The sequence below is a fragment of the Candidatus Soleaferrea massiliensis AP7 genome (assembly GCF_000820765.1).
In the GTDB taxonomy this organism is placed as follows: Bacteria; Bacillota; Clostridia; order Oscillospirales; family Ruminococcaceae; genus Soleaferrea; species Soleaferrea massiliensis.
On the sequence record NZ_CCYH01000042.1, the window covers coordinates 1 to 19,578 of the forward strand.

Here is a 19,578-nt window from a genome sequence, read left to right on the forward strand (position 1 = left end):
CTGATATCCCGCTTTCCCCTTCGGCCGTCTGCGGACGGCTTTGTGTAAGAATGTTTCTCCATCCGGAGAACACCGTAGGAGATTGCCCCACCGCCAGGTGGTGTCCTTCATCGCTTTTCAGCGGCGGATGGTTCCTCTTTGCACAGGAGCCGCAGAATCATATTGGCCTGATGCCCTGCGCACACCATGACGCGGGGGGACATCAGGCCGTCGCCCGGTCTTGCTTCGCTGACGCCGTCCCCGCAGACATAGAGGTTCTCAAGCGGATGGCTTGTCCGAATCAGGTTGGCGTCATAAAGCCCCGCCATGCCGGAGCCGGACACCACCTTGACGCCGGGCAGCTTTTCCAGGATCGCGCCAACCAGCATCGCCTTGCTTTCAGGATGATCCAGCGCTTCCGCCACAATGGGATAACCCGCCAGAATGGTTGGAATGTTCTGCTCATCCAGCCGGATGTTCCGCGTTTTCACCTCGATGAACGGGTTGATCCGGCCGATCTGTTCCTTCAGCGCGTCGACCTTGTACCGTCCCAGATGCTCGATAAAATAATGCTGCCGGTTCAGGTTGGTGGGCTCCACGATGTCGAAGTCGATCAGCAGCAGCTTTCCAACGCCGCTGCGCGCAAGCGCGACGGCGATGTTGGAACCAAGGCCGCCGCAGCCGGCGATCGCGACCGCTCCTTCTTTAAGCATCCGATGCACATGCGGCGTATGCCGCGCGGCCATCAGGTATTCGAGCTCGTCCCGCTTCGGCAGTCTGCCTTTTCGGAACAGGACGACTTCATCCAGTTCCTGCAGGATAAGATCCCATGCGGCGGGATAGCCGTTAACAACGGCGGTGTCCGCGTCGGGGCAGAAGCGTTTTTTCAGGGACGCCGGCGTTTCGCCATAATCCACTTCAATGGGGCGGGCGTTCAGCACAATCTTCATCCTATCCACCGCCCACAAAACCGACGATTTCGAGCCGGTCGGCATCCCGCAGCATGGTTTGCGCGTAAGCCGCCTTCGGCACGATATGGCCGGAAAGCTCGACCGCGACACAGCTGAGCTGATATCCCTGCTCCCGCAGGAACACTTCCAGGCTGCACGGCTGCGCAAGCTTCCATTCCTTTCCGTTGACTATCATCTGTTTCCCTCCTTTTTTCTGGGGAAAAGTAAAAACGCTTTGTACCTGTCAGTACAAAGCGTTTTTATAAGTATTAAAGGATAGAAATAAAATCCAATGAAAACTCTTTCAAAAAACTCCCTACGCTGGTACTAACCAAACAGGTTCATGGGTTTAGGATATTTCCAATCTCAGCTTTATAAGCTCCCCAGTTTTTACACCTTCAGTATAGCACGTTCGGGCAGAAAATGCAATCATTTTTGAAGATTTTCCCGGATATTTTGTTGATTATACGTTCTTTGTGTCAAACCGCGTGTGTTTCTCATCCCATGTTTTGTCTGTCCGGTTCGACCACACCGCCTTATACGGCGCCCTGCATTTTCAAAAACAGCTCAAACAAGCCAGCCGGCTTTGTGAACGAAGCGCACGGATGGCCTGTGCATAAACAAGACGCTGGTTAATTTCAATTTCGCCTATCAAATCAGAGTGTCTGCAGAAAATGTTCGATGCGTTTGACCGCTTCGATGATGTGCGACGGCGAATAGGAGTATGAGACACGGATAAAGCCCTCGCCGCAGCCGCCGAACGCCGTGCCGGGCACAACCGCAACCTTCTCGGCATACAGCAGCTTTTCACAGAAATCCTCAGAGGACAGCCCGGTCGACTGGATGGACGGGAAGATGTAGAACGCACCCTCCGGTTCAAAACAGGTGAGTCCCAGCTTGTTGAAGCTGTCCACAATCAGCCGGCGGCGGATGTTGTATTCGTTCGCCATGCGGCGGATGTCGTCGTCACAGTTTTTGACCGCTTCGATGGCAGCATACTGGCTGGTCGTCGGCGCGGACATGATCGCAAACTGATGAATTTTGGTCATCTGCTGGATGACCGGCGCCGGTCCGCAGGCGTAGCCAAGCCGCCAGCCGGTCATCGCGTAGGATTTCGAAAAACCATTGACCAGGATGGTGCGTTCCTTCATGCCGTCCAGCGACGCGATTGAGACGTGATTGCCGTTATAGGTAAGCTCCGCGTAGATTTCATCCGACAGCACCATGATGTCGGTGCCGCGCAGCACCTCGGCGATCTCCTCCAGATGCTCCCGGCGCATGACCGCGCCGGTGGGATTGTTCGGAAACGGCAGGATCAGCAGCTTGGTCTTCGGCGTGATCTTCTCTTTGAGGGCTTGGGCGGTCAGCCGGAAATGATCTTCTGCTTTTGTCACGATCGGGACCGGGACCGCGTTGCACAGCTGTGCGACCGGCGTATAGGCGACAAAGCAGGGCTCCGGAATCAGAACCTCCTCGCCCTCGTTGACCAGCGCGCGGATGCACAGATCGATGGCTTCGGAGCCGCCGACCGTGATGACCACCTCGTTTTCCGGATGGTAATCGAGCGAAAAGCGGCGGTTCAGGTAATGGCAGATCTCCCGGCGCAGCTCCATTAAACCGGCGTTGGAGGTGTACCAGGTCTGGCTTTTTTCCAGCGATTCGATGCCCGCCTCACGGATACTCCAGGGCGTTTTGAAATCCGGTTCGCCGACGCCCAGCGAGATGACGCCGGTCATCTCATTCGCGATGTCGAAGAATTTACGGATGCCGGAGGGTTTGATCTCCTGCACTTTTTGGGACAACAGCCTGTTATAATCCATCACAGCGATGCGTTCCCCCTTACATCGGTTTCCTCATCTTCTATAATAATATTCTTTTCTTTATACTTTCTGAGCACAAACGACGTGGAGGTCGAGGTGACGCCGTCCATTGGAGACAGCTTCTGCGCGACAAACAAGGCGACATCCTTGAAGGTCTTGCCCGCTACAGTGATGGCAAGGTCATAGGTGCCGGAGACGAGATAGATCGTTTCGACCTCATCGAACATCATGATGCGCTTTGCGATTTCATCGAAGCCGAAATCCCGTTTCGGCAGCACGTTCAGCTCGATGCGCGCGACAACCCGCTCGGTGTCGATCTTCTCCCAATCGACCACCGGCTTGTAGCCGCGGATCATACCGCTGCGTTCATACTGCTCGATCTGCTCGGCAACCTCCTTTTCAGAGATACCCAGCATGACCGCCAGCTGTTCGTTGGTGAAACGTGCGTTCTGCATCAGCAGTTTAAACAGATCGTCCATAACAATTCTCCTTTATATCGTGGTCGGCATTTGCCGCCGCTTATAGCATGCGGATATTCAAATGTCAGGCTTGTGAAAGCGAAGGATGGCAGCGGCGCCTTTTCATTCAGTGTATGCTGTCCGATGTGCGGCAGCCGCTCAGGACATGGAAACCAGCCCCTTCGGCCGCGGCAAATACCCCTTTACAGAACCGCAGCACGGCACCTTCATGAACCATACAAGTACAGGACTTCACTTCCCCAGACGAACGGATCGCCGCATGTCCCAAACCATGCAGGGTGGGAATCCGCTCCCTGATACATCCGGCATACACAAAAACGCCATATCCACGCGGTTATATACCGCATCTCCGTGGATGCAGCCGCCGGTCAACAGGCATTGTGCCTGCTGGACTGCACTTTATTATATCATGGTCAGCATTTTGGGGGAATGCTGCTTATAGAATGCAAAATATTGGAATCCGGCTTCCTTGGCGATGCCCATGCCGTCGCTGATGCCGGCTCCAAGGTCGGTGTGCCGGTGCGCGTCGGAGCCGATGGTGATCAGTTCCCCGCCAAGCTCCCGGTACCGCCTGACCAGCGCCGGAGAGGGAAGCGTCTGCCCAATTGGCTGGCGCAGGCCGGAGGTGTTGAGTTCCAGCGCCTTGCCGTTCTGGATCAGTGTCTTAAAAATCTCATCGATCAGATCGTCAAAGCGGGAAAGCTCGACGGTGATTCCGGCTTCATGGATGTAGCGCAGCGGGTAGGTCAGATGCGCCAGGCTGTCAAACCGGTTCCACTTCGCCGTGTCGAGCACCTCGATAAAATAGCGTTCCAGTAAGGAATAGACCTCTTCCAGCGTCAGCTCGGCATAGTTGAGATAGTAGAAATCCTCTTCGTCGGTCAAATTGTGCACACTGGCCAGTACGAAGTCATAGGGGTTGCTTTCCAGCGCGGTTTCAGCGTTTTTGACCGCCTGCAGCGGCTGGCCGATCTCGATGCCGTTGGTGATCTCGAGCTGTTTGCCGAACGCGGCCTTGGCCTTGCGCGTCTCAAAGAAGGACTGTGCGATCGATTTGTCGTACCGGTCCTTGTAGAAAGCATTGACCTCGCAGTGGTCGGTCATCGAGATGCCGGAGATACCGTATTTGATTGCGTTTTCACACATATAAATGATCGAACTGGTTCCGTCCGGGGAGTTGTCGCTGTGGGTGTGGCTGTCGAATATATTGCAGAATTCCAAAACCTTACCTCCTTGCCTTTTCAGTCCAAAATCAGACAAATGCGGTGAAGACCGCATCAAACGGTGGTTGGAGCTTAAAAAGCGTCTAATCTATTTCATTATAGCACCAAAGCACGGATTTTTACAGTCCTTTGCACCAATTTTTCCAGAAGAATTTCAGAAAGCCCGCCTACATTGATAAATGCATAACAGCCCGAAAGAGAGGCCTTACGGTATATTCACCATTTGTTTATATGTGCGCCCAGAATTCCGCCTATAATAAAATGGAAAATAAGCATCTGCCGGCCTGCCTTTATTGTAGACCAAACCGGATGGATTATTTCAAGACAACTATAAAACTATAAAACGGGAAAATGGGAACGGGGTCGTCCGTGACGCCTTCCCCTGTCATCTGGAAAGGATGTGCATTGTTATGAACAGCATTGTCAGGGTTTGCTGTATCGCGAACCGGACCGAACCGGCGAATCCGTTTGCCTGTTACGAGTATGTGCAGCGTGCCATCGACGAAGTCCGCAAGGCCAATGCGGATATCATCGTATTCCCGAAATATGCGCTTTCCTCCGCATCCTGCGGCAGCCTGTTCGGCAACGCGGCGCTGCTGGAAACCTGCAGGGTCAGCCTGGAACAGCTGGGCGCGGCCACCAAGGACATCGGCGCCTATATCGTCATTGGGCTTCCGGTCAAGGTCGGTTCCAAGGTCATCAGCGCCTTTGCAGTGCTGCACCAGGGCTCGATTCTCGGATATATCCCGGAGGATGAGGAGGCGTTCTCTTACGGCCTGCCTGAGGAATTCCTGCCTGCCGATACGGTGTTCCGCTGCGGCAGCCTTCGCTTCTGCGTCGCGCCGCTCGACCTGAACCGTTTGTACAGCGGCGTGCAGAGTTATCTGGACACCGGGTTTGACCTGATGGTTGTGCCGTCCTATCAGCCGGTGCATGCCGGGGACACCGCAAGGTGGAGCGAGTCGGCCAGGGTGCTGACCAGAGAGCTTGGATGCGCGGTGGCCATCTGCAACGGCGGCATATCCGACACCAGCTCTCCGCACATCTTCAAGGGCTATCATGCGGTCTATGAATGCGGCAGGCTGCTTGCCGGCAAACAGGGCGGCGTGCAGACCATCGTTTCGATGTGCGACCTGGACACCGATGTCATCGGCGCGAGCAAGCAGTTCACCGGGTACCAGCCATCCTTTCATCATATCGACTGCAGCATTGACAAGCAGAAGCTCCTTCGGCCGGTTGAGAAGAATCCCTTCCTGCCGCTGGAAAATCCGACCGATTATCTGGATGAGCTGTTCGAGCTGCAGATTCTGTCTCTGGCAAACCGGCTGGAGAACACAGGGTTCAAAAAGATTATTCTGGGCGTTTCAGGCGGATCGGATTCGACGCTGGCGCTGCTGGTGGCGGCCAAAGCGCTGGATATCCTGGGCCTGCCGCGCACCAACCTGATCGGCATCACGATGCCGGGCTTCGGCACAACCGACCGCACCTATTACAATGCGCTGAGCCTGCTGGATATCCTCGGATGCAGCCATCAGGACATCTCGATCAAGCAGAGCGTGATGCAGCATTTTGAGGACATCATGCACGATGTGTCCAACCACGACGCGACCTATGAGAACGCGCAGGCCCGCGAGCGGACGCAGATCCTTCTGGACCTTGCGAACAAGCATCACGGGCTGGTGCTGGGCACCGGGGACCTTTCGGAGGAGGCGCTTGGCTGGTGCACCTTCGGCGGCGACCAGCTGGCGAACTACAACGTCAACACCTGCGTCACCAAGACGACCATCCGGCTGATGCTCGAGCACCTCAGCAACACGGCGCTGTTTGAGAACGCCCGGGAAATATTGGCCGATATCCTGCAGACGCCGGTCAGCCCGGAGCTGCTGCCGCCGGATGAGAGCGGAAACATTCATCAGAAAACAGAAGAGATCCTCGGCCCGTATGAGCTGCACGATTTTTTCCTGTACTACTTCATCAAATACGGTATGCGGCCGACCAAGGTGTATTACTACGCCTGCATCGCGTTTGCCGATGAGCTGGACCCGCAGTTCATCAGGCAGAAGCTGCAGCTGTTCTTAAAGCGGCTGTTCGGCGGTCAGTTCAAACGTTCCTGTGCGCCGGACAGCGCGGATATTACCGAGATGAGCCTTGCAAACGTCAAGTTCTACATCCCGTCGGACGCGAATGCGGATGCGTTTCTCAAGGAGCTGGAATCGACGGATTTCGCCTGAGCGGCGGGGGCTTGACAGATTTCGCTTGCCAGCGGGGCGTTATGCCGCTGTGGAGCGGCGGTGTCAAGGTATCTGCTCAGATACCTTGACATGGTGGTTGTTGTACCACTGCAGCGCAGTGGCCTGGCTTTGTTTGCCAAGTGCCTTGGCATTGTGGCAGTTACTTCTTTGCCGGCCAAAGAAGTAACCAAGAAAGGCCGTTCAAGGGGGCCATGCACGGTGCCGCTTATAGCCAAATGGCCCCCTTGAAAATCCCCTCTGATATCCCTTTATCCGCTTCGGCCGTCTGCGGACGGCTTTTGGATGAGGCTTTGTGTTGGGAATGGCTAGCAGCGGACATTTACGTTCCCTGCGACAGTCTTTACCGGTACCCCGATTCCCATAGCCACTGTGTAAATGATTTTCCGGCTGGAGAACACCGTAAGCGATTGCCCCACTGCAGGTGGGTCATAGCTGCTGCGTAAATCATTCCTCAGTCGGGAACGCCGTAGGCGATTGCCCCACCGCCAGGTGGCGGGATGTGAATGAACAGCGGTTTCAGAGAGGGTTGCGTTTCTTTGTCTGTATGTCGAATAATCCTTTTGTTTGGAATACGATATAACGCCTTTGAACAGGCTGATCAAAGACAGATGGCGGTTTCGCGTGTCGTGTAAAACCGGCGGCAAAGCCGCAGAGGTGTGCTTCCGGAGACATATCCGGAGCAGAAATTATATTTTTGGAGGAATATCATATGCGAGCAGTATTAACAGTGATCGGAAAAGACATGGTGGGGATTCTGGCAAAGGTCAGCACCGCCTGCGCACAGTATCAGGCCAATATCATCGATGTGAACCAGACCGTTATGCAGGACCTGTTTACCATGGTCATGCTCATCGACATCAGCAAGCTGAACTGTGAGTTCAGCGACTTCCAGGACAAGATGACCGAAATGGGTAAGGGGATGGAGATGGATATCCACTGTATGCATGAGAACATCTTCAATTCGATGCATACCATCTAACCATTTAAATAGGAAGAATCATCCGAACATTATCTGGAGTGGAGGAAAAACGATTGCTAAATATTACCAATATTATGGAAACCATCCGTATGATTCAGGACGAGAATCTGGATATCCGCACCATTACGATGGGCATCTCGCTGCTGGACTGCTGTGACAGCGACATCGACAAGTCCTGCGAGAAGGTGTACGACAAGATCGTCACGCGGGCGGCCAACCTTGTGAAGACCGGCGAGGATATCGAGAAGGAATACGGCATTCCGATCATCAACAAACGCATTTCGGTCACGCCGATCGCGATGCTTGTCGCGTCCAACGGCGGCGATCCGGTCAAATATGCGAAGACCCTGCAGAGGGCGGCTGAGACGGTTGGCGTCAACTTCATCGGCGGCTACAGCGCGCTGGTACATAAGGGCTTTGCGCCGGGCGACCTGAGCCTGATCCAGTCGATCCCGCAGGCGCTGGCGGAAACCGAAAACGTCTGCTCGAGCGTCAACATCGGTTCGACCAAGACCGGCATCAACATGGACGCGGTGCGCCTGATGGGCAGCATCATCCGCCAGACCTCCGAACTGACGGCGGACCGGCAGTGCATCGGCGCAGCGAAGCTCGTGGTCTTCTGCAACGCGCCGGAGGACAATCCGTTCATGGCGGGCGCGTTCCACGGCGCGGGTGAGCCGGACTGCGTGATCAACGTCGGCGTTTCCGGCCCGGGCGTTGTGCGCGCGGCGCTCGCGAAGTCCGGCAACTGCAACATCACCGAAATCGCGGATATCATCAAGAAGACCGCGTTTAAGATCACCCGGATGGGCCAGCTGGTCGGTGACGAAGCGTCCCGCAGGCTCGGCGTGCCGTTCGGCATTGTGGACTTGTCCCTGGCGCCGACGCCGGCCATCGGCGACTCGGTCGCGCACATCCTGGAGGAGATCGGACTTGAACGCTGCGGCGGATACGGCACCACGGCGACGCTCGCGATGCTCAACGACGCGGTCAAGAAGGGCGGCGTGATGGCCTCCTCGAAGGTCGGCGGCCTGTCCGGCGCGTTCATCCCGGTCACGGAGGACGCGGGCATGATCAACGCCGCGAAGCTCGGCGCGCTGACCATCGAGAAGCTCGAAGCGATGACCGCGGTCTGTTCGGTCGGACTTGACATGATCGTCATCCCGGGCGACACACCGCAGGAGATCATCTCGGCGATGATCGCGGATGAGGCCGCCATCGGCATGGTCAACTGGAAGACGACGGCGGTCAGGGTGATCCCGGCCATCGGCAAGAAGGAGGGCGAGGAGCTCAACTTCGGCGGCCTGCTCGGCAAGGGCCCGGTCATGCATGTCAACCGCTATTCCCCGGCCAAATTCATCTCGCGCGGCGGACAGATCCCCGCGCCGCTGCAGAGCCTCAAGAACTAAAAAGTTCAGAATGCCATCAAATCAGCGTCAAATTTGGCGCGTATCATCAGGTCAGGCCATCCAAATGAGGATGGTCATAGGGAAATGAAAATTGTATAAAGGAAAGGAACGTCCTGATTATGCTGCATAAAGAAGTGGCCAGACTGCTCAATGAACAGATCAATAAAGAGCTTTATTCGGCCTATCTGTATCTGGAAATCTCCAACTACTATCAGGAGAAGAATCTCGCGGGCTTTCAAAACTGGTATTTTGTTCAGGCGCAGGAGGAACGCGACCACGCCATGCTGTTCATGACCTATCTGCAGAACAACAGCGAATCGGTCACGCTGGACACGATTAAGGCGCCGAACACCAGCTTTTCCGATCTCAAGGACCCGCTGAACGCGGCGATGGCTCACGAACAGTATGTCACCAAGCTGATCAATAACATCTACGATGCGGCCTTCCAGGAGAAGGATTACCGCACGATGCAGTTCCTCGACTGGTTCATCAAGGAGCAGGGCGAGGAGGAGAAAAACGCCGACGACCTGTGCAAAAAGTACGACCTGTTCGGCTCCGACGCAAAGGGCCTGTACCTGCTGGATGCCGAGCTCGGCGCGCGGGTTTACACAGCGCCGTCGCTGGTGCTGTAAAGTGAATCCCTGAAACTGGAGAATATGTATAAAAGCACGGCGATGGAGATGTGCATCCCATCGCCGTGCCGTTTTTTTCGGAATTTTGCCACGAGTCTGTCAATAGAATGTGGATAGGATGTTTTATTTGTGAAAAGCATGACACGATTCCCAAAAGCGGCACAGCGGGCTGACTCGACGCACTTAAGCCGTTCCGGGAGGTTTTTTGAGCGCGCTTCAAATATAAAAATAATATGTCCGGCGCCTCAAATATGACGGGAAAACACACAATAAAATCGGCAAATGTTTCGATTTTTTCTCCGCGTCCCGCTCTTGATATCGAAAGATGATGGGTGTATAGTAATATAGGGATACTGACCGGGATTTTATTCATCGTGATGTTTAAAATTTCGAATTCGGTAAAAATATCCTGTCCCCTGCAAAAGGCGGTTCTATCTGTGTCACAGACGGGCGAAGCGGGCTATCCGCCGCCTAAAAACCAATAAGGAGATGGAGTGCATGCAGAGTATTATCAAGCAGCTGATCGAACTGGATGAGCTGGCACGCGAGATGATCGATCAGGCCAAGGACCAGAAGAAGGAACTGATCGAGCACATCGACGAGGAAAAAGCACAGATTGAAAGTGAATATATCGGCCGCGCGGACCGCAGGCTTCAGATCATCTCGGATCTGGAAGAGAAGAACATGAAAAATATGGTGCACGCCATCCAGATGCGCAACGATGAGATGATCGGGGAGCTGCAGAAGCAGTATGAACAGAACCATCAAGGTTGGGAAGACGAGATCTTCAATAGATGTATAGGCAGGTGAGGAGCAGATGCTGAACGGCTATTCCAGCAATGCGATTATGACCAAGGCGCGCGCCATGTACGGCAAGCGGCTGACCGCCGCGGATTTTCAGGAGCTTGCGCGCAAACGCACCGTCGGCGAGATCGCTTCCTATTTAAAGAGCCAGACCTACTATGCCGGTGAGCTTCGGAACATCGAGGAGCACATGATCCACCGCGGCCAGCTTGAGCTGCTGCTCAGAAGAAGCCTGTTTGACCGGTATTCGCGGCTCTGCGCCTATCAGTACGAGAAGGACGACGGGTTTTACAAATACCTGATCATGTTCCAGGAGAAAAGGCTGATCATGTCGGCCATCCGGCTGCTCAACTCCGGTTCCCCGCAGGACCTGATTTTAGAGGTGCATAATTACCTGCAGCAGCACGCCACCTTCGACCTGTTTGCGCTGGCTTCGGTCAAGAGCTTCGACGATCTGCTGGAGGTTCTGAAAGGCACGGTCTACTATGCCGGCCTCAAGGGGCTGGGGCCGGATGAGGGAAGCATGATCGACTACAACGCCTGTGAGTACGCGCTGAACACGGCGTATTACAGCCGGGTGCTGCATCTGATCGAGCGGCACGCGGGCATTCCGAAGAAAGCGCAGGCGCAGCTCAGGGGCATCTTCCTGCAGCGCGTCGAGCTGATGAACCTGTCGATTATTTATAGACTCAAACGGTTTTACCATACCGAGGCGCAGCAGATTAAAAAACAGCTGCTGCCGTTCCGATATAAACTCAACGACCGCCAGTTTGAGGAGCTGCTGAACGCGCGCAGCGAGCAGGAGGTTCTGGAGCTGATCGGGAAGACCACCTACGGCAAATATCTGGTACAGCAGGACTTCAAGCAGATCGAGGCGTTTATGGCGAACGCGCAGTACCAGATGACCAAAAAGCTGATCCATTTCAGCGAATATTCGCCGGTGGTCATCGCGGCGTTCATGTGGCAGCTGCAGATTGAAGTGGAGAATATCGTCAGTATCATTGAGGGCGTCCGCTACAACCTGTCGCCCAGTGAAATCGAAGCGCAGCTCGTGGGTTAGAAGACAGAGAAATAACAGAAAAAGATTATCAAGTGAATCATGAAAAATTCAGATAAGGGTAGGGCCGGGACCAGAAGCAGCCCGGCAGTAGATTAACGAAAGGTGGTGGTTTTCGAATGTCTATTGAAAAAATGACACTGGTCAATATTGTGGGACAGCGCCGTGATCTGGACGCGGCATTGCTCCAGTGCGCAGCCAGTGGCATTTTTCATCCTGAAACGATACCGGTTTCTCCGAAACTCGGTGATAAGTTCAAGAAGCTGAGCGAAGATAATCCGTATGCGGATATGCTCAAGCGGGTTGTGGATATCCTGATCATGTCGGGCGTCAAGCCCGCGTATAGGGATTACTCGTCGCTCAGTTTAGACAGAGAAAACATGGATGATTTTATCCGGGATTTTACGGGGCGGCTGAACGCCTATCCGCAGAAGATCGGAGCGCTGTCTGAGGAGATCGCGCAGCAGCAGCAGGCGCTCATCCAGCTCGAGCATGTCATGAGCCTGGACGTCGATTTTGACGCGATCTTCGCCTGTCAGTACCTCAAGGTGCGGTTCGGAAGAATTCCGACCGAAAGCTACGAGAAGCTCTCCTTCTATAAGGAGCGGCCGTTTATCTTCCAGTCGTTCGACCACGACGCGGATTACCACTGGTGTGTGTACTTCGCGCCGTCGGAGGAGATCGACATGGTGGATAACATGTTCTCCTCTCTGTTTTTTGAGCGAATACGGATTCCGGATTACGCGCATGGAACCCCATCCGAGGCAAAGGCGTATATCAAACAGTGCCTGGAGGATGAGAACGCAAAGAAAGAAGCGCTCGAGAAGGAGCGCGACAAGCTGATTGCCGAGCACTCCGAGCTGATTCTGCAGATCTACTCGAAGCTCAAATGCATCAGCGATTCCTTAAAGCTCAAGAAGTATGTTCTGGTCATGACCGGTGAAGATACGGTGGTGGAAACCTTCTACATGACCGGATTTATCCCGCAGTGCGAAGAAGCAGCCTTCAAAGAGGCCTTTGGCGCGCTCGATTCGGTGGATATCATCTATCAGCCGCCGGAGATCGACCGCCGCTTCAAGGTGCCGGTCAAACTCAAAAACAATCGCTTCTTCCGCCCATATGAACAGTTTGTCGAAATGTACGGTGTGCCGAGCTATAAGGGCATCGACCCGACGCCGTTTCTGGCCATCACCTACACGATTCTGTTCGGCATCATGTTCGGCGATCTCGGGCAGGGCATCCTGATCTCGATCATCGGCTGGATCATGTTCAAGTGGAAGAAGATGAACCTGGGCAAAATCATGATGCGCATCGGCGTATCCTCCGCGGTGTTCGGGTGCCTGTATGGGTCGGTGTTCGGCTTCGAGCATGTGCTCGACCCGGTGTACAAGGCGCTGTTCGGCCTGGATGAAAAACCGATCGAGCCGCTGCAGCCCGATATGATCAACATCATCCTGCTGTCGGCCATTGCGCTGGGCGTGGTGCTGATCCTGTCTTCGATGATCTTCAACATCATCCTGAACTTCAAGCAGAAAGAGTATGGTAAAGCGCTCTTCGGCCAGAACGGCATCGCGGGACTTGTGTTCTACGGTTCGGTGATCACCGCCGCGGTGCTGATGATGATGTTCAATATCAATATCCTGACCCCCGCGTTTATCCTCCCCTGCGTTGTGCTTCCGATCCTGCTGATCTTCCTGTGTGAACCGCTCAGCCGCGCGATCAAAAAGCACAAGCTCGAGAAACCGGAGGACGGCATCGGCTCCTTCATCCTGGAGAGCTTCTTCGAATGCTTCGAGGTGGTGCTGAGCTTCGTTTCCAACACGGTATCCTTCCTGCGTGTCGGCGGCTTCGTATTATCTCATGCGGGCATGATGCTCGTGGTCTTTACGCTTGCCGACATGGCCGGACCGGTGGCATACATCCCGGTTGTAATCATCGGCAACCTGTTCGTCATGGCGCTGGAGGGCCTGATTGCGGGCATCCAGGTGCTGAGACTTGAGTTCTATGAGATGTTCAGCCGCTTCTTTGACGGCGACGGCAAGGAATACGAGCCGGTCACCATCAGCTATGAGCTGAACGAAGAGAACTGATGTTCGCGTTTCACTATGGCGCAGATTGATTGATCGGGGGTCATCCTCAAAAACCAAGGAATGCCGCCACAGTGTCATATAAAAAGCCTAATGGTAGATTGTAAGATTGATTTTTAGGAGGACTTTATCATGAGTACTGTACTTTTCTTTTTAGTTCCGCTGCTCGTCATTGCATTGCTGATCGTTCCGCTGGTCCCGGTGCTGAAGGGCACAAGAACCGGTAAACGGGCGAAGAACAGAATTGTCTTCAACCTGGCGTCCTTCCTGGGCGTCTGCGGACTGGGCACCATCCTTCCGCTCGGCGGCGCGGCGTTTGCCGCGGATGCGGCAGGGGCCGCTTCCTATGTCGGCACTGCGGCCGGCGGTATGGGATTCATTGCAGCGGCTCTGGCGGTCGGACTTGCCGGCATCGGCGGCGGTATCGCGGTTGCGGCGGCAGCTCCGGCGGCAATCGGCGCCTGCAGCGAGAACCCGAAATCCTTTGGTAAATCCATCATCTTCGTCGTTCTTGGCGAAGGTATCGCACTGTACGGACTGCTGATTGCAATCCTGCTGATCGCGAAACTGTAAGACGGTACATCCGAAAGTCAAGCATGGTGTCCGGGAGCACAGCTTCCGGCCTGCTTGACCTTTCTTTTCACTTTTTTGGCGGCTGCCGCCTCTGACCCAGACCGTGCGCGGGTGATAAGCGGCATCTGCCCCCAGGCAAAGTGGTTCACAGCGCGCTCTTTTGCGGACGGCCTGAGCGCCCGGACTGCGTGAAGCAGCGGCGCCCGCTGTCCGGCATCAGCGCACCGAAGCGGCGGTTTCCCCGGATTTACGATGGAACATGTAAAACGGGAAGAACAGCGGCAGGAAACCAGAAACCCACGGCGCACGGAGAAACGGCGGCCAGTATGAAATTCTTTCTGATCAGCGATAATGTCGATACACAGGTGGGCATGCGGCTTGCCGGAATAGAAGGCGTCGTCGTCCACGAGGAACATGAAGTCGTCGGCGCGCTTACCAAAGCCTGCGACGACGAACAGATCGGCATTATCCTCATGACAAAGAAATTGATTGATTTATGTCCGGACATGATTTACGATATGAAGCTGAATCGTAAAAGTCCGCTGATTGTTGAGATTCCAGATCGGCACGGGGAGGGGCAGGTATCCGATTCCATCCTTCAGTATGTGCGCGAGGCTATCGGAGTAAAGATATGAGGTGAGATGAATTGGCAGAAAATAAGGAACAGGAAAAGCTGCAGCATTTTGAAGCGGCGATGTTCAGTACCGCCACCAGGGAGCGGGACAATATCCTGAAGGAAACCGAGGAGTTCAAGAAACAGGAGCTTAAGCAGGCTGAGGACGATGTCCTGAACCGGGCATACCGGCTGATCCAGAAAAACATTTCCGATATCTCCACCTCCAACACAATGATGATTGCCCACAAGGAGCTGGAGTACAAACAGGCCCTGCTGAAAAAACGGCAGGAAATCTTTGATGCGGTATTCGACAACGTGAAAAAACGGTTGGAGGAATACACGAAAACACCGGAATATGAAACGCTGCTGACGAAGATTGTCGCGGATTTCGCAAAGGATTATCCGTATGAGAATTCGGTGATCTGTCTGCGCGAACAGGATATGGCCCATGCCGGCGCCGTGAAAAAGGCGTACGGCCTCAGCTGCGAGGTGCGTGCCGACAAGGGCATGGCGCTCGGCGGCGTCAAGATTGAAAACAAGGAACACGGCATCATCGACGACGAGAGCTTCGAGATGCGGCTGAGAGATCAGCACCAGTGGTTCTATACAAACTCCCATCTGGCCATCGACGTCCAATAAGGAAGCCGGCTGGCCAGAAATTCCCCGGCGCATGCGCCCAAGGTATGCATGCTGTCCGGGCGGCTGGCCCGATGCGCCGTTTCAATCGGCGCGCATCAGGGACTGATGGCTACAGGGAAAAAGGTTCCACAGGAGTGGAAATAAATGAACAGGAATACCGTTGGCTGGGGACGGCTGTCCGCCCTCTGAGCAACTGCCTGCATTCGAGGTGAATTGTGTGCGTAAAAATGTAGTATACTCGATCAACGGACCGGTTGTAACAGTGAAGGATACCAAGGATTTCTCCATGCTGGAGATGGTTTATGTCGGTGAGAAGCGGCTGATCGGAGAGGTCATCGGCATCAGCGACAGTTTTACAACCATCCAGGTTTATGAGGTTACCACGGGCCTTAGACCCGGAGAGCCGGTGGAATCGACCGGAAACCCGCTGTGCGCGACGCTCGGCCCGGGCATCCTCTCCAATATATTCGACGGAATCGAGCGTCCGCTCAAAGGCATTGAAGAAGCCTGCGGCGCGTTCATCGACGAGGGCTGCAATATAAACAGCATCGATGAAGAGAAGAAATGGGATGTCACCGTCACGGTGAAGGAAGGCAACCTCCTCAAATCCGGCGACATCTACGCGACCTGCCCGGAAACCGCGCTGATTGAACACCGGTGCATGATCCTGCCGGGCCTGGAAGGCGAGGTCGTGTACGCGGCCGCGGACGGCCAGTACACCGTCAACGACACCATCATCAAGCTGAAGGACCAGAAAGGCGAAATCCACGAGATCGGGCTGTATCAGAAATGGCCGATCCGTGTGGCGCGCCCGACCGCCGGACGCAGAAGCATCCAGCGGCCGCTGATCACCGGCCAGCGTGTCATCGATGCGCTGTTCCCGATCGCCAAGGGCGGCACGGCCGCGATCCCGGGCGGATTCGGAACCGGAAAGACCATGACCCAGCATCAGCTGGCGAAATGGTGCGACGCGGATATCATCGTTTACATCGGCTGCGGTGAGCGCGGCAACGAGATGACACAGGTGCTCGAGGAGTTCTCGGAACTCATCGACCCGAAGTCCGGCAAAGCGCTGACCGACCGCACCGTGCTGATTGCAAATACCTCCAACATGCCTGTTTCAGCGCGTGAAGCGTCCATCTATACCGGCATCACCCTGGCGGAATATTACCGCGACATGGGCTACCACGTCGCCATCATGGCCGACTCGACCTCCCGATGGGCCGAGGCGCTGCGCGAAATCTCCGGCCGGCTCGAAGAGATGCCGGCGGAGGAGGGCTTCCCGGCCTACCTGCCGTCCAGACTTTCCGAGTTCTACGAGCGCGCGGGCTATGTCGACAACCTGAACGGCACCGAAGGCTCGGTCACGATCATCGGCGCGGTTTCCCCGCAGGGCTCGGACTTCTCGGAGCCGGTCACGCAGAACACCAAGCGCTTCGTGCGCTGCTTCTGGGCGCTCGACAAGGCGCTGGCCTACGCGCGGCATTATCCGGCCATCAACTGGATCACCAGCTACAGCGAGTACATCGACGACCTGAACGCCTGGTACAGTGAGAACGCCGGCGAAAACTTCATGGAATGCCGCCAGCAGATCAGCTCCCTGTTACAGGAAGAAAATAAGCTCATGGAGATTGTCAAGCTGATCGGTTCGGACGTCCTGCCGGACGACCAGAAGCTGGTCATCGAGATCGCCCGCGTCATCCGCGTCGGATTTCTGCAGCAGAATGCGTTCCATGCCGATGACACCTATGTGCCGCTGCCGAAGCAGCTCAAGATGATGGAGATCATCATCTTCCTGTATCAGAAGGCGAAGCTGGCGACCAATATGGGCGTGCCGATCTCCCGCATCATGGAAACCGGCCTGTTTGACAAGCTCAACCGTATGAAATATGAAATCCCGAACGACAAGCTGGAGCTGTTCGAGGATTATAAGAAGGAAATCACATCCAAACTGGCAGAGATCAGCTGACTGCCACATCCTGATCATCCGGACCGCGAAGCGGCCCGGCGGTGAAAAGCAGCATTTTCAGATTCAAATGGAGGTGGAAAGGCATATGAGCCTTAAATTTGTCGGCTTAAAAGAAATCAACGGTCCGCTGGTTGTACTGGACAATCTGCCGGACAACATCAGCTTTGATGAGATGGTCGAGCTTTCCCTCGAGGACGGCACCACCCGTTCGGGCCGTATCGTCCAGATCGAAGGAAACCGGGCCATTATCCAGGTCTTTGAAGGAACCAGGGGAATTTCCCTGACGAATACAACCACAAGACTCCTCGGCCATCCGATGGAGCTGCCGCTTTCGAAGGAGCTGCTCGGCCGCATCTTCAGCGGCGCGGGCAATCCGATCGACGGACTCGGCGACGTCTACGCGGAGAAGTATGAGGATATCAACGGCAAGCCGATCAACCCGGTTTCCCGTGTCTATCCGCGAAACTACATCAAAACCGGCATTTCGTCCATCGACGCGCTGATGACCCTGATCCGCGGCCAGAAGCTGCCGATTTTCTCGGGTTCCGGCATGCAGCACAACAAGCTGGCGGTCCAGATCGTCCGCCAGTCCCAGATTGCCGAGCAGAAGGGCCAGAAGTTCGGCGTCGTGTTTGCGGCGATGGGCGTCACAAACGACGTTGCGGACTACTTCCGCCGTTCGTTTGAGCAGTCCGGCGTTCTGCAGAAGGTCGTCATGTTCTTAAACCTTTCGAACGACCCGGTTATCGAACGCATCCTGACGCCGCGCTGCGCATTGACGGCGGCGGAATATCTGGCGTTCGAGCACGATATGCACATCCTGGTCATCCTGACCGATATGACCTCCTATGCCGAGGCGCTGCGTGAGTTCAGCTCCTCGAAGGGAGAGATTCCGGGACGTAAGGGCTATCCGGGCTACTTATATTCCGACCTCGCCAGCCTGTATGAACGCGCCGGCATGATCAAGGGCCATGGCGGATCGGTGACGCAGATCCCGATATTGACGATGCCAAACGACGACATCACGCACCCGATCCCCGACCTGACCGGCTACATCACCGAGGGCCAGATCGTTCTGGACCGGGACCTGGATCAGAAGGGCATCTATCCGCCGATCGCGGTGCTGCCGTCGCTGTCCCGATTGATGAAGGACGGCATCGGCGAAGGCTACACAAGGAAGGATCATTCCCCGGTCGCGAACCAGCTGTTCGCATCCTATGCGAAGGTGCAGGACGCAAGGGCGCTGGCGTCGGTCATCGGCGAAGAGGAGCTGTCCGCGCAGGATAAGCTCTATCTGAAATTCGGACGCGAGTTCGAGGACCGGTTCATCAACCAGGGCTTCGATGAGAACCGCACGATTGAAGAGACGCTGGACCTTGGCTGGGAGCTGCTGTCCATCCTGCCGAAGGAGGAGCTTGACCGTCTGGACGCGGCGCTGCTGGAGCATTTCTATAAGAAGCACGAAGAAAAGAAGCGGTTCAGGGGTGAGGAATAATGGCCACCAACGTATTTCCGACCAAAGGCAACCTGATCAACACCAAGAAGTCGCTGGGCCTTGCCCAGCTGGGCTTCGACCTGCTGGACAGGAAGCGCAACATCCTGATCCGCGAGATGATGCAGCTGATCGACAACGCCAACAAGCTGCGCGACGAGGTGGATGAGACCTACCGCCGCGCGTATCTTGCGCTGCAGCGCGCGAATGTGTCGCTGGGCATCATTAAAGACATCGCCCAAACCGTCAGCATCGAAGACGGCGTGCACATCTCTTACCGCAGCATTATGGGCGTTGAGATTCCGACGGTGACGATGGATGAAACCAAACCGGAGCCGAACTACGGCTTCACCAGCACCAATTCGGAGTTTGACGACGCATACATCTGTTTTTACCAGGTCAAAAAGCTGACCGTTCTGCTTGCGGAGATTGAGAACAGCGTATATCGTTTGGCAAATGCCGTTCAGAAGACGCAGCGGCGCGCGAACGCGCTGAAGAACATCGTGATCCCGGATTTCCAGGACACCACGAAGTTCATCACCGAAGCGCTGGAGGAGAAGGACCGCGAGGAATTCTCCCGGCTGAAGGTCATTAAAAATGTCAAAAAGAAATAAACAT

Annotated in this window: 18 protein-coding genes and 1 riboswitch; of the genes, 13 read left to right on the forward strand and 5 right to left on the reverse strand. The window is 55.2% G+C overall.

What is annotated here, in order from left to right:
- Positions 1-107: 107 nt before the first annotated feature.
- The 5 genes from thiF to BN348_RS10695 all read right to left on the reverse strand — a co-directional run bounded on the left by thiF (position 108) and on the right by BN348_RS10695 (position 4,449).
- A complete protein-coding gene (thiF, locus tag BN348_RS10675; protein WP_040197973.1) occupies positions 108-929 on the reverse strand; it encodes a sulfur carrier protein ThiS adenylyltransferase ThiF in 822 nt (273 codons plus the stop codon).
- A 1-nt stretch (position 930) separates the two neighbouring features.
- Positions 931-1,125, reverse strand: a complete 195-nt coding sequence (gene thiS / locus BN348_RS10680; protein WP_040197974.1) for a sulfur carrier protein ThiS — start codon at positions 1,123-1,125, stop codon at positions 931-933.
- 100 nt (positions 1,126-1,225) lie between these two features.
- Positions 1,226-1,325, reverse strand: a riboswitch (TPP riboswitch).
- A gap of 260 nt (positions 1,326-1,585) precedes the next feature.
- Positions 1,586-2,749: an aminotransferase class I/II-fold pyridoxal phosphate-dependent enzyme gene (locus BN348_RS10685; protein WP_040197975.1), complete on the reverse strand. Its 1,164-nt coding sequence runs from the start codon at positions 2,747-2,749 to the stop codon at positions 1,586-1,588.
- Positions 2,749-3,228: an Lrp/AsnC family transcriptional regulator gene (locus tag BN348_RS10690; protein ID WP_040197976.1), complete on the reverse strand. Its 480-nt coding sequence runs from the start codon at positions 3,226-3,228 to the stop codon at positions 2,749-2,751. Before BN348_RS10690 ends, BN348_RS10685 begins: the two co-directional genes overlap by 1 nt.
- A gap of 402 nt (positions 3,229-3,630) precedes the next feature.
- Positions 3,631-4,449, reverse strand: coding sequence for a histidinol-phosphatase HisJ family protein (locus BN348_RS10695; protein ID WP_040197977.1), 819 nt, complete (start codon positions 4,447-4,449; stop codon positions 3,631-3,633).
- A gap of 412 nt (positions 4,450-4,861) precedes the next feature.
- Here BN348_RS10695 and nadE point away from each other — a divergent pair, with 412 nt between their 5' ends.
- From nadE to BN348_RS10760, 13 genes are all read left to right on the forward strand, one after another.
- Positions 4,862-6,682: an NAD(+) synthase gene (gene nadE / locus BN348_RS10700; protein ID WP_040197979.1), complete on the forward strand. Its 1,821-nt coding sequence runs from the start codon at positions 4,862-4,864 to the stop codon at positions 6,680-6,682.
- A gap of 730 nt (positions 6,683-7,412) precedes the next feature.
- Positions 7,413-7,682 (forward strand): ACT domain-containing protein, encoded by a 270-nt coding sequence (locus tag BN348_RS10705; protein ID WP_040197980.1) that lies wholly within the window; start codon positions 7,413-7,415, stop codon positions 7,680-7,682.
- A gap of 53 nt (positions 7,683-7,735) precedes the next feature.
- On the forward strand, positions 7,736-9,091 hold the full coding sequence (locus tag BN348_RS10710; protein ID WP_040197981.1) for a PFL family protein: 1,356 nt from the start codon (positions 7,736-7,738) through the stop codon (positions 9,089-9,091).
- A gap of 119 nt (positions 9,092-9,210) precedes the next feature.
- A complete protein-coding gene (locus tag BN348_RS10715; protein WP_040197982.1) occupies positions 9,211-9,723 on the forward strand; it encodes a ferritin in 513 nt (170 codons plus the stop codon).
- Positions 9,724-10,221: 498 nt separating this feature from the next.
- Positions 10,222-10,533 (forward strand): hypothetical protein, encoded by a 312-nt coding sequence (locus BN348_RS10720; RefSeq protein ID WP_040197983.1) that lies wholly within the window; start codon positions 10,222-10,224, stop codon positions 10,531-10,533.
- Positions 10,534-10,540: 7 nt separating this feature from the next.
- Entirely contained in the window at positions 10,541-11,587 is a 1,047-nt protein-coding gene (locus BN348_RS10725) for a V0D/AC39 family V-type ATPase subunit (protein ID WP_040197985.1), read from the forward strand.
- Between the two features lie 116 nt (positions 11,588-11,703).
- The gene (locus BN348_RS10730; RefSeq protein ID WP_040197986.1) at positions 11,704-13,674 is read left to right on the forward strand and encodes a V-type ATP synthase subunit I; all 1,971 of its coding nucleotides are present in this window, start codon (positions 11,704-11,706) and stop codon (positions 13,672-13,674) included.
- A 129-nt stretch (positions 13,675-13,803) separates the two neighbouring features.
- A complete protein-coding gene (locus tag BN348_RS10735; RefSeq protein ID WP_040197987.1) occupies positions 13,804-14,244 on the forward strand; it encodes an ATP synthase subunit C in 441 nt (146 codons plus the stop codon).
- 326 nt (positions 14,245-14,570) lie between these two features.
- Positions 14,571-14,879 (forward strand): V-type ATP synthase subunit F, encoded by a 309-nt coding sequence (locus BN348_RS10740; RefSeq protein WP_040198006.1) that lies wholly within the window; start codon positions 14,571-14,573, stop codon positions 14,877-14,879.
- An 11-nt stretch (positions 14,880-14,890) separates the two neighbouring features.
- Positions 14,891-15,499, forward strand: coding sequence for a V-type ATP synthase subunit E (locus tag BN348_RS10745; protein ID WP_040197988.1), 609 nt, complete (start codon positions 14,891-14,893; stop codon positions 15,497-15,499).
- Between the two features lie 217 nt (positions 15,500-15,716).
- Entirely contained in the window at positions 15,717-17,468 is a 1,752-nt protein-coding gene (locus BN348_RS10750) for a V-type ATP synthase subunit A (protein WP_040197989.1), read from the forward strand.
- An 85-nt stretch (positions 17,469-17,553) separates the two neighbouring features.
- Complete coding sequence (locus tag BN348_RS10755) at positions 17,554-18,963, forward strand: V-type ATP synthase subunit B (RefSeq protein ID WP_040197990.1); 1,410 nt, start codon at positions 17,554-17,556, stop codon at positions 18,961-18,963.
- Positions 18,963-19,574 (forward strand): V-type ATP synthase subunit D, encoded by a 612-nt coding sequence (locus BN348_RS10760; RefSeq protein WP_040197991.1) that lies wholly within the window; start codon positions 18,963-18,965, stop codon positions 19,572-19,574. The genes BN348_RS10755 and BN348_RS10760 overlap by 1 nt, the downstream gene beginning before the upstream one ends.
- The last annotated feature ends 4 nt before the right edge of the window (positions 19,575-19,578 follow it).

Bases quoted from the DNA above. Each gene is read 5' to 3' on its own strand.
- BN348_RS10690 (WP_040197976.1), bottom strand. From the start codon at position 3,228: ATGGACGATCTGTTTAAACTGCTGATGCAGAACGCACGTTTCACCAAC.
- thiS (WP_040197974.1), bottom strand. From the start codon at position 1,125: ATGATAGTCAACGGAAAGGAATGGAAGCTTGCGCAGCCGTGCAGCCTG.
- BN348_RS10725 (WP_040197985.1), top strand. From the start codon at position 10,541: ATGCTGAACGGCTATTCCAGCAATGCGATTATGACCAAGGCGCGCGCC.
- thiF (WP_040197973.1), bottom strand. From the start codon at position 929: ATGAAGATTGTGCTGAACGCCCGCCCCATTGAAGTGGATTATGGCGAA.
- BN348_RS10685 (WP_040197975.1), bottom strand. From the start codon at position 2,749: ATGGATTATAACAGGCTGTTGTCCCAAAAAGTGCAGGAGATCAAACCC.
- BN348_RS10720 (WP_040197983.1), top strand. From the start codon at position 10,222: ATGCAGAGTATTATCAAGCAGCTGATCGAACTGGATGAGCTGGCACGC.
- BN348_RS10735 (WP_040197987.1), top strand. From the start codon at position 13,804: ATGAGTACTGTACTTTTCTTTTTAGTTCCGCTGCTCGTCATTGCATTG.
- BN348_RS10740 (WP_040198006.1), top strand. From the start codon at position 14,571: ATGAAATTCTTTCTGATCAGCGATAATGTCGATACACAGGTGGGCATG.
- BN348_RS10730 (WP_040197986.1), top strand. From the start codon at position 11,704: ATGTCTATTGAAAAAATGACACTGGTCAATATTGTGGGACAGCGCCGT.
- nadE (WP_040197979.1), top strand. From the start codon at position 4,862: ATGAACAGCATTGTCAGGGTTTGCTGTATCGCGAACCGGACCGAACCG.
- BN348_RS10705 (WP_040197980.1), top strand. From the start codon at position 7,413: ATGCGAGCAGTATTAACAGTGATCGGAAAAGACATGGTGGGGATTCTG.
- BN348_RS10760 (WP_040197991.1), top strand. From the start codon at position 18,963: ATGGCCACCAACGTATTTCCGACCAAAGGCAACCTGATCAACACCAAG.
- BN348_RS10715 (WP_040197982.1), top strand. From the start codon at position 9,211: ATGCTGCATAAAGAAGTGGCCAGACTGCTCAATGAACAGATCAATAAA.
- BN348_RS10755 (WP_040197990.1), top strand. From the start codon at position 17,554: ATGAGCCTTAAATTTGTCGGCTTAAAAGAAATCAACGGTCCGCTGGTT.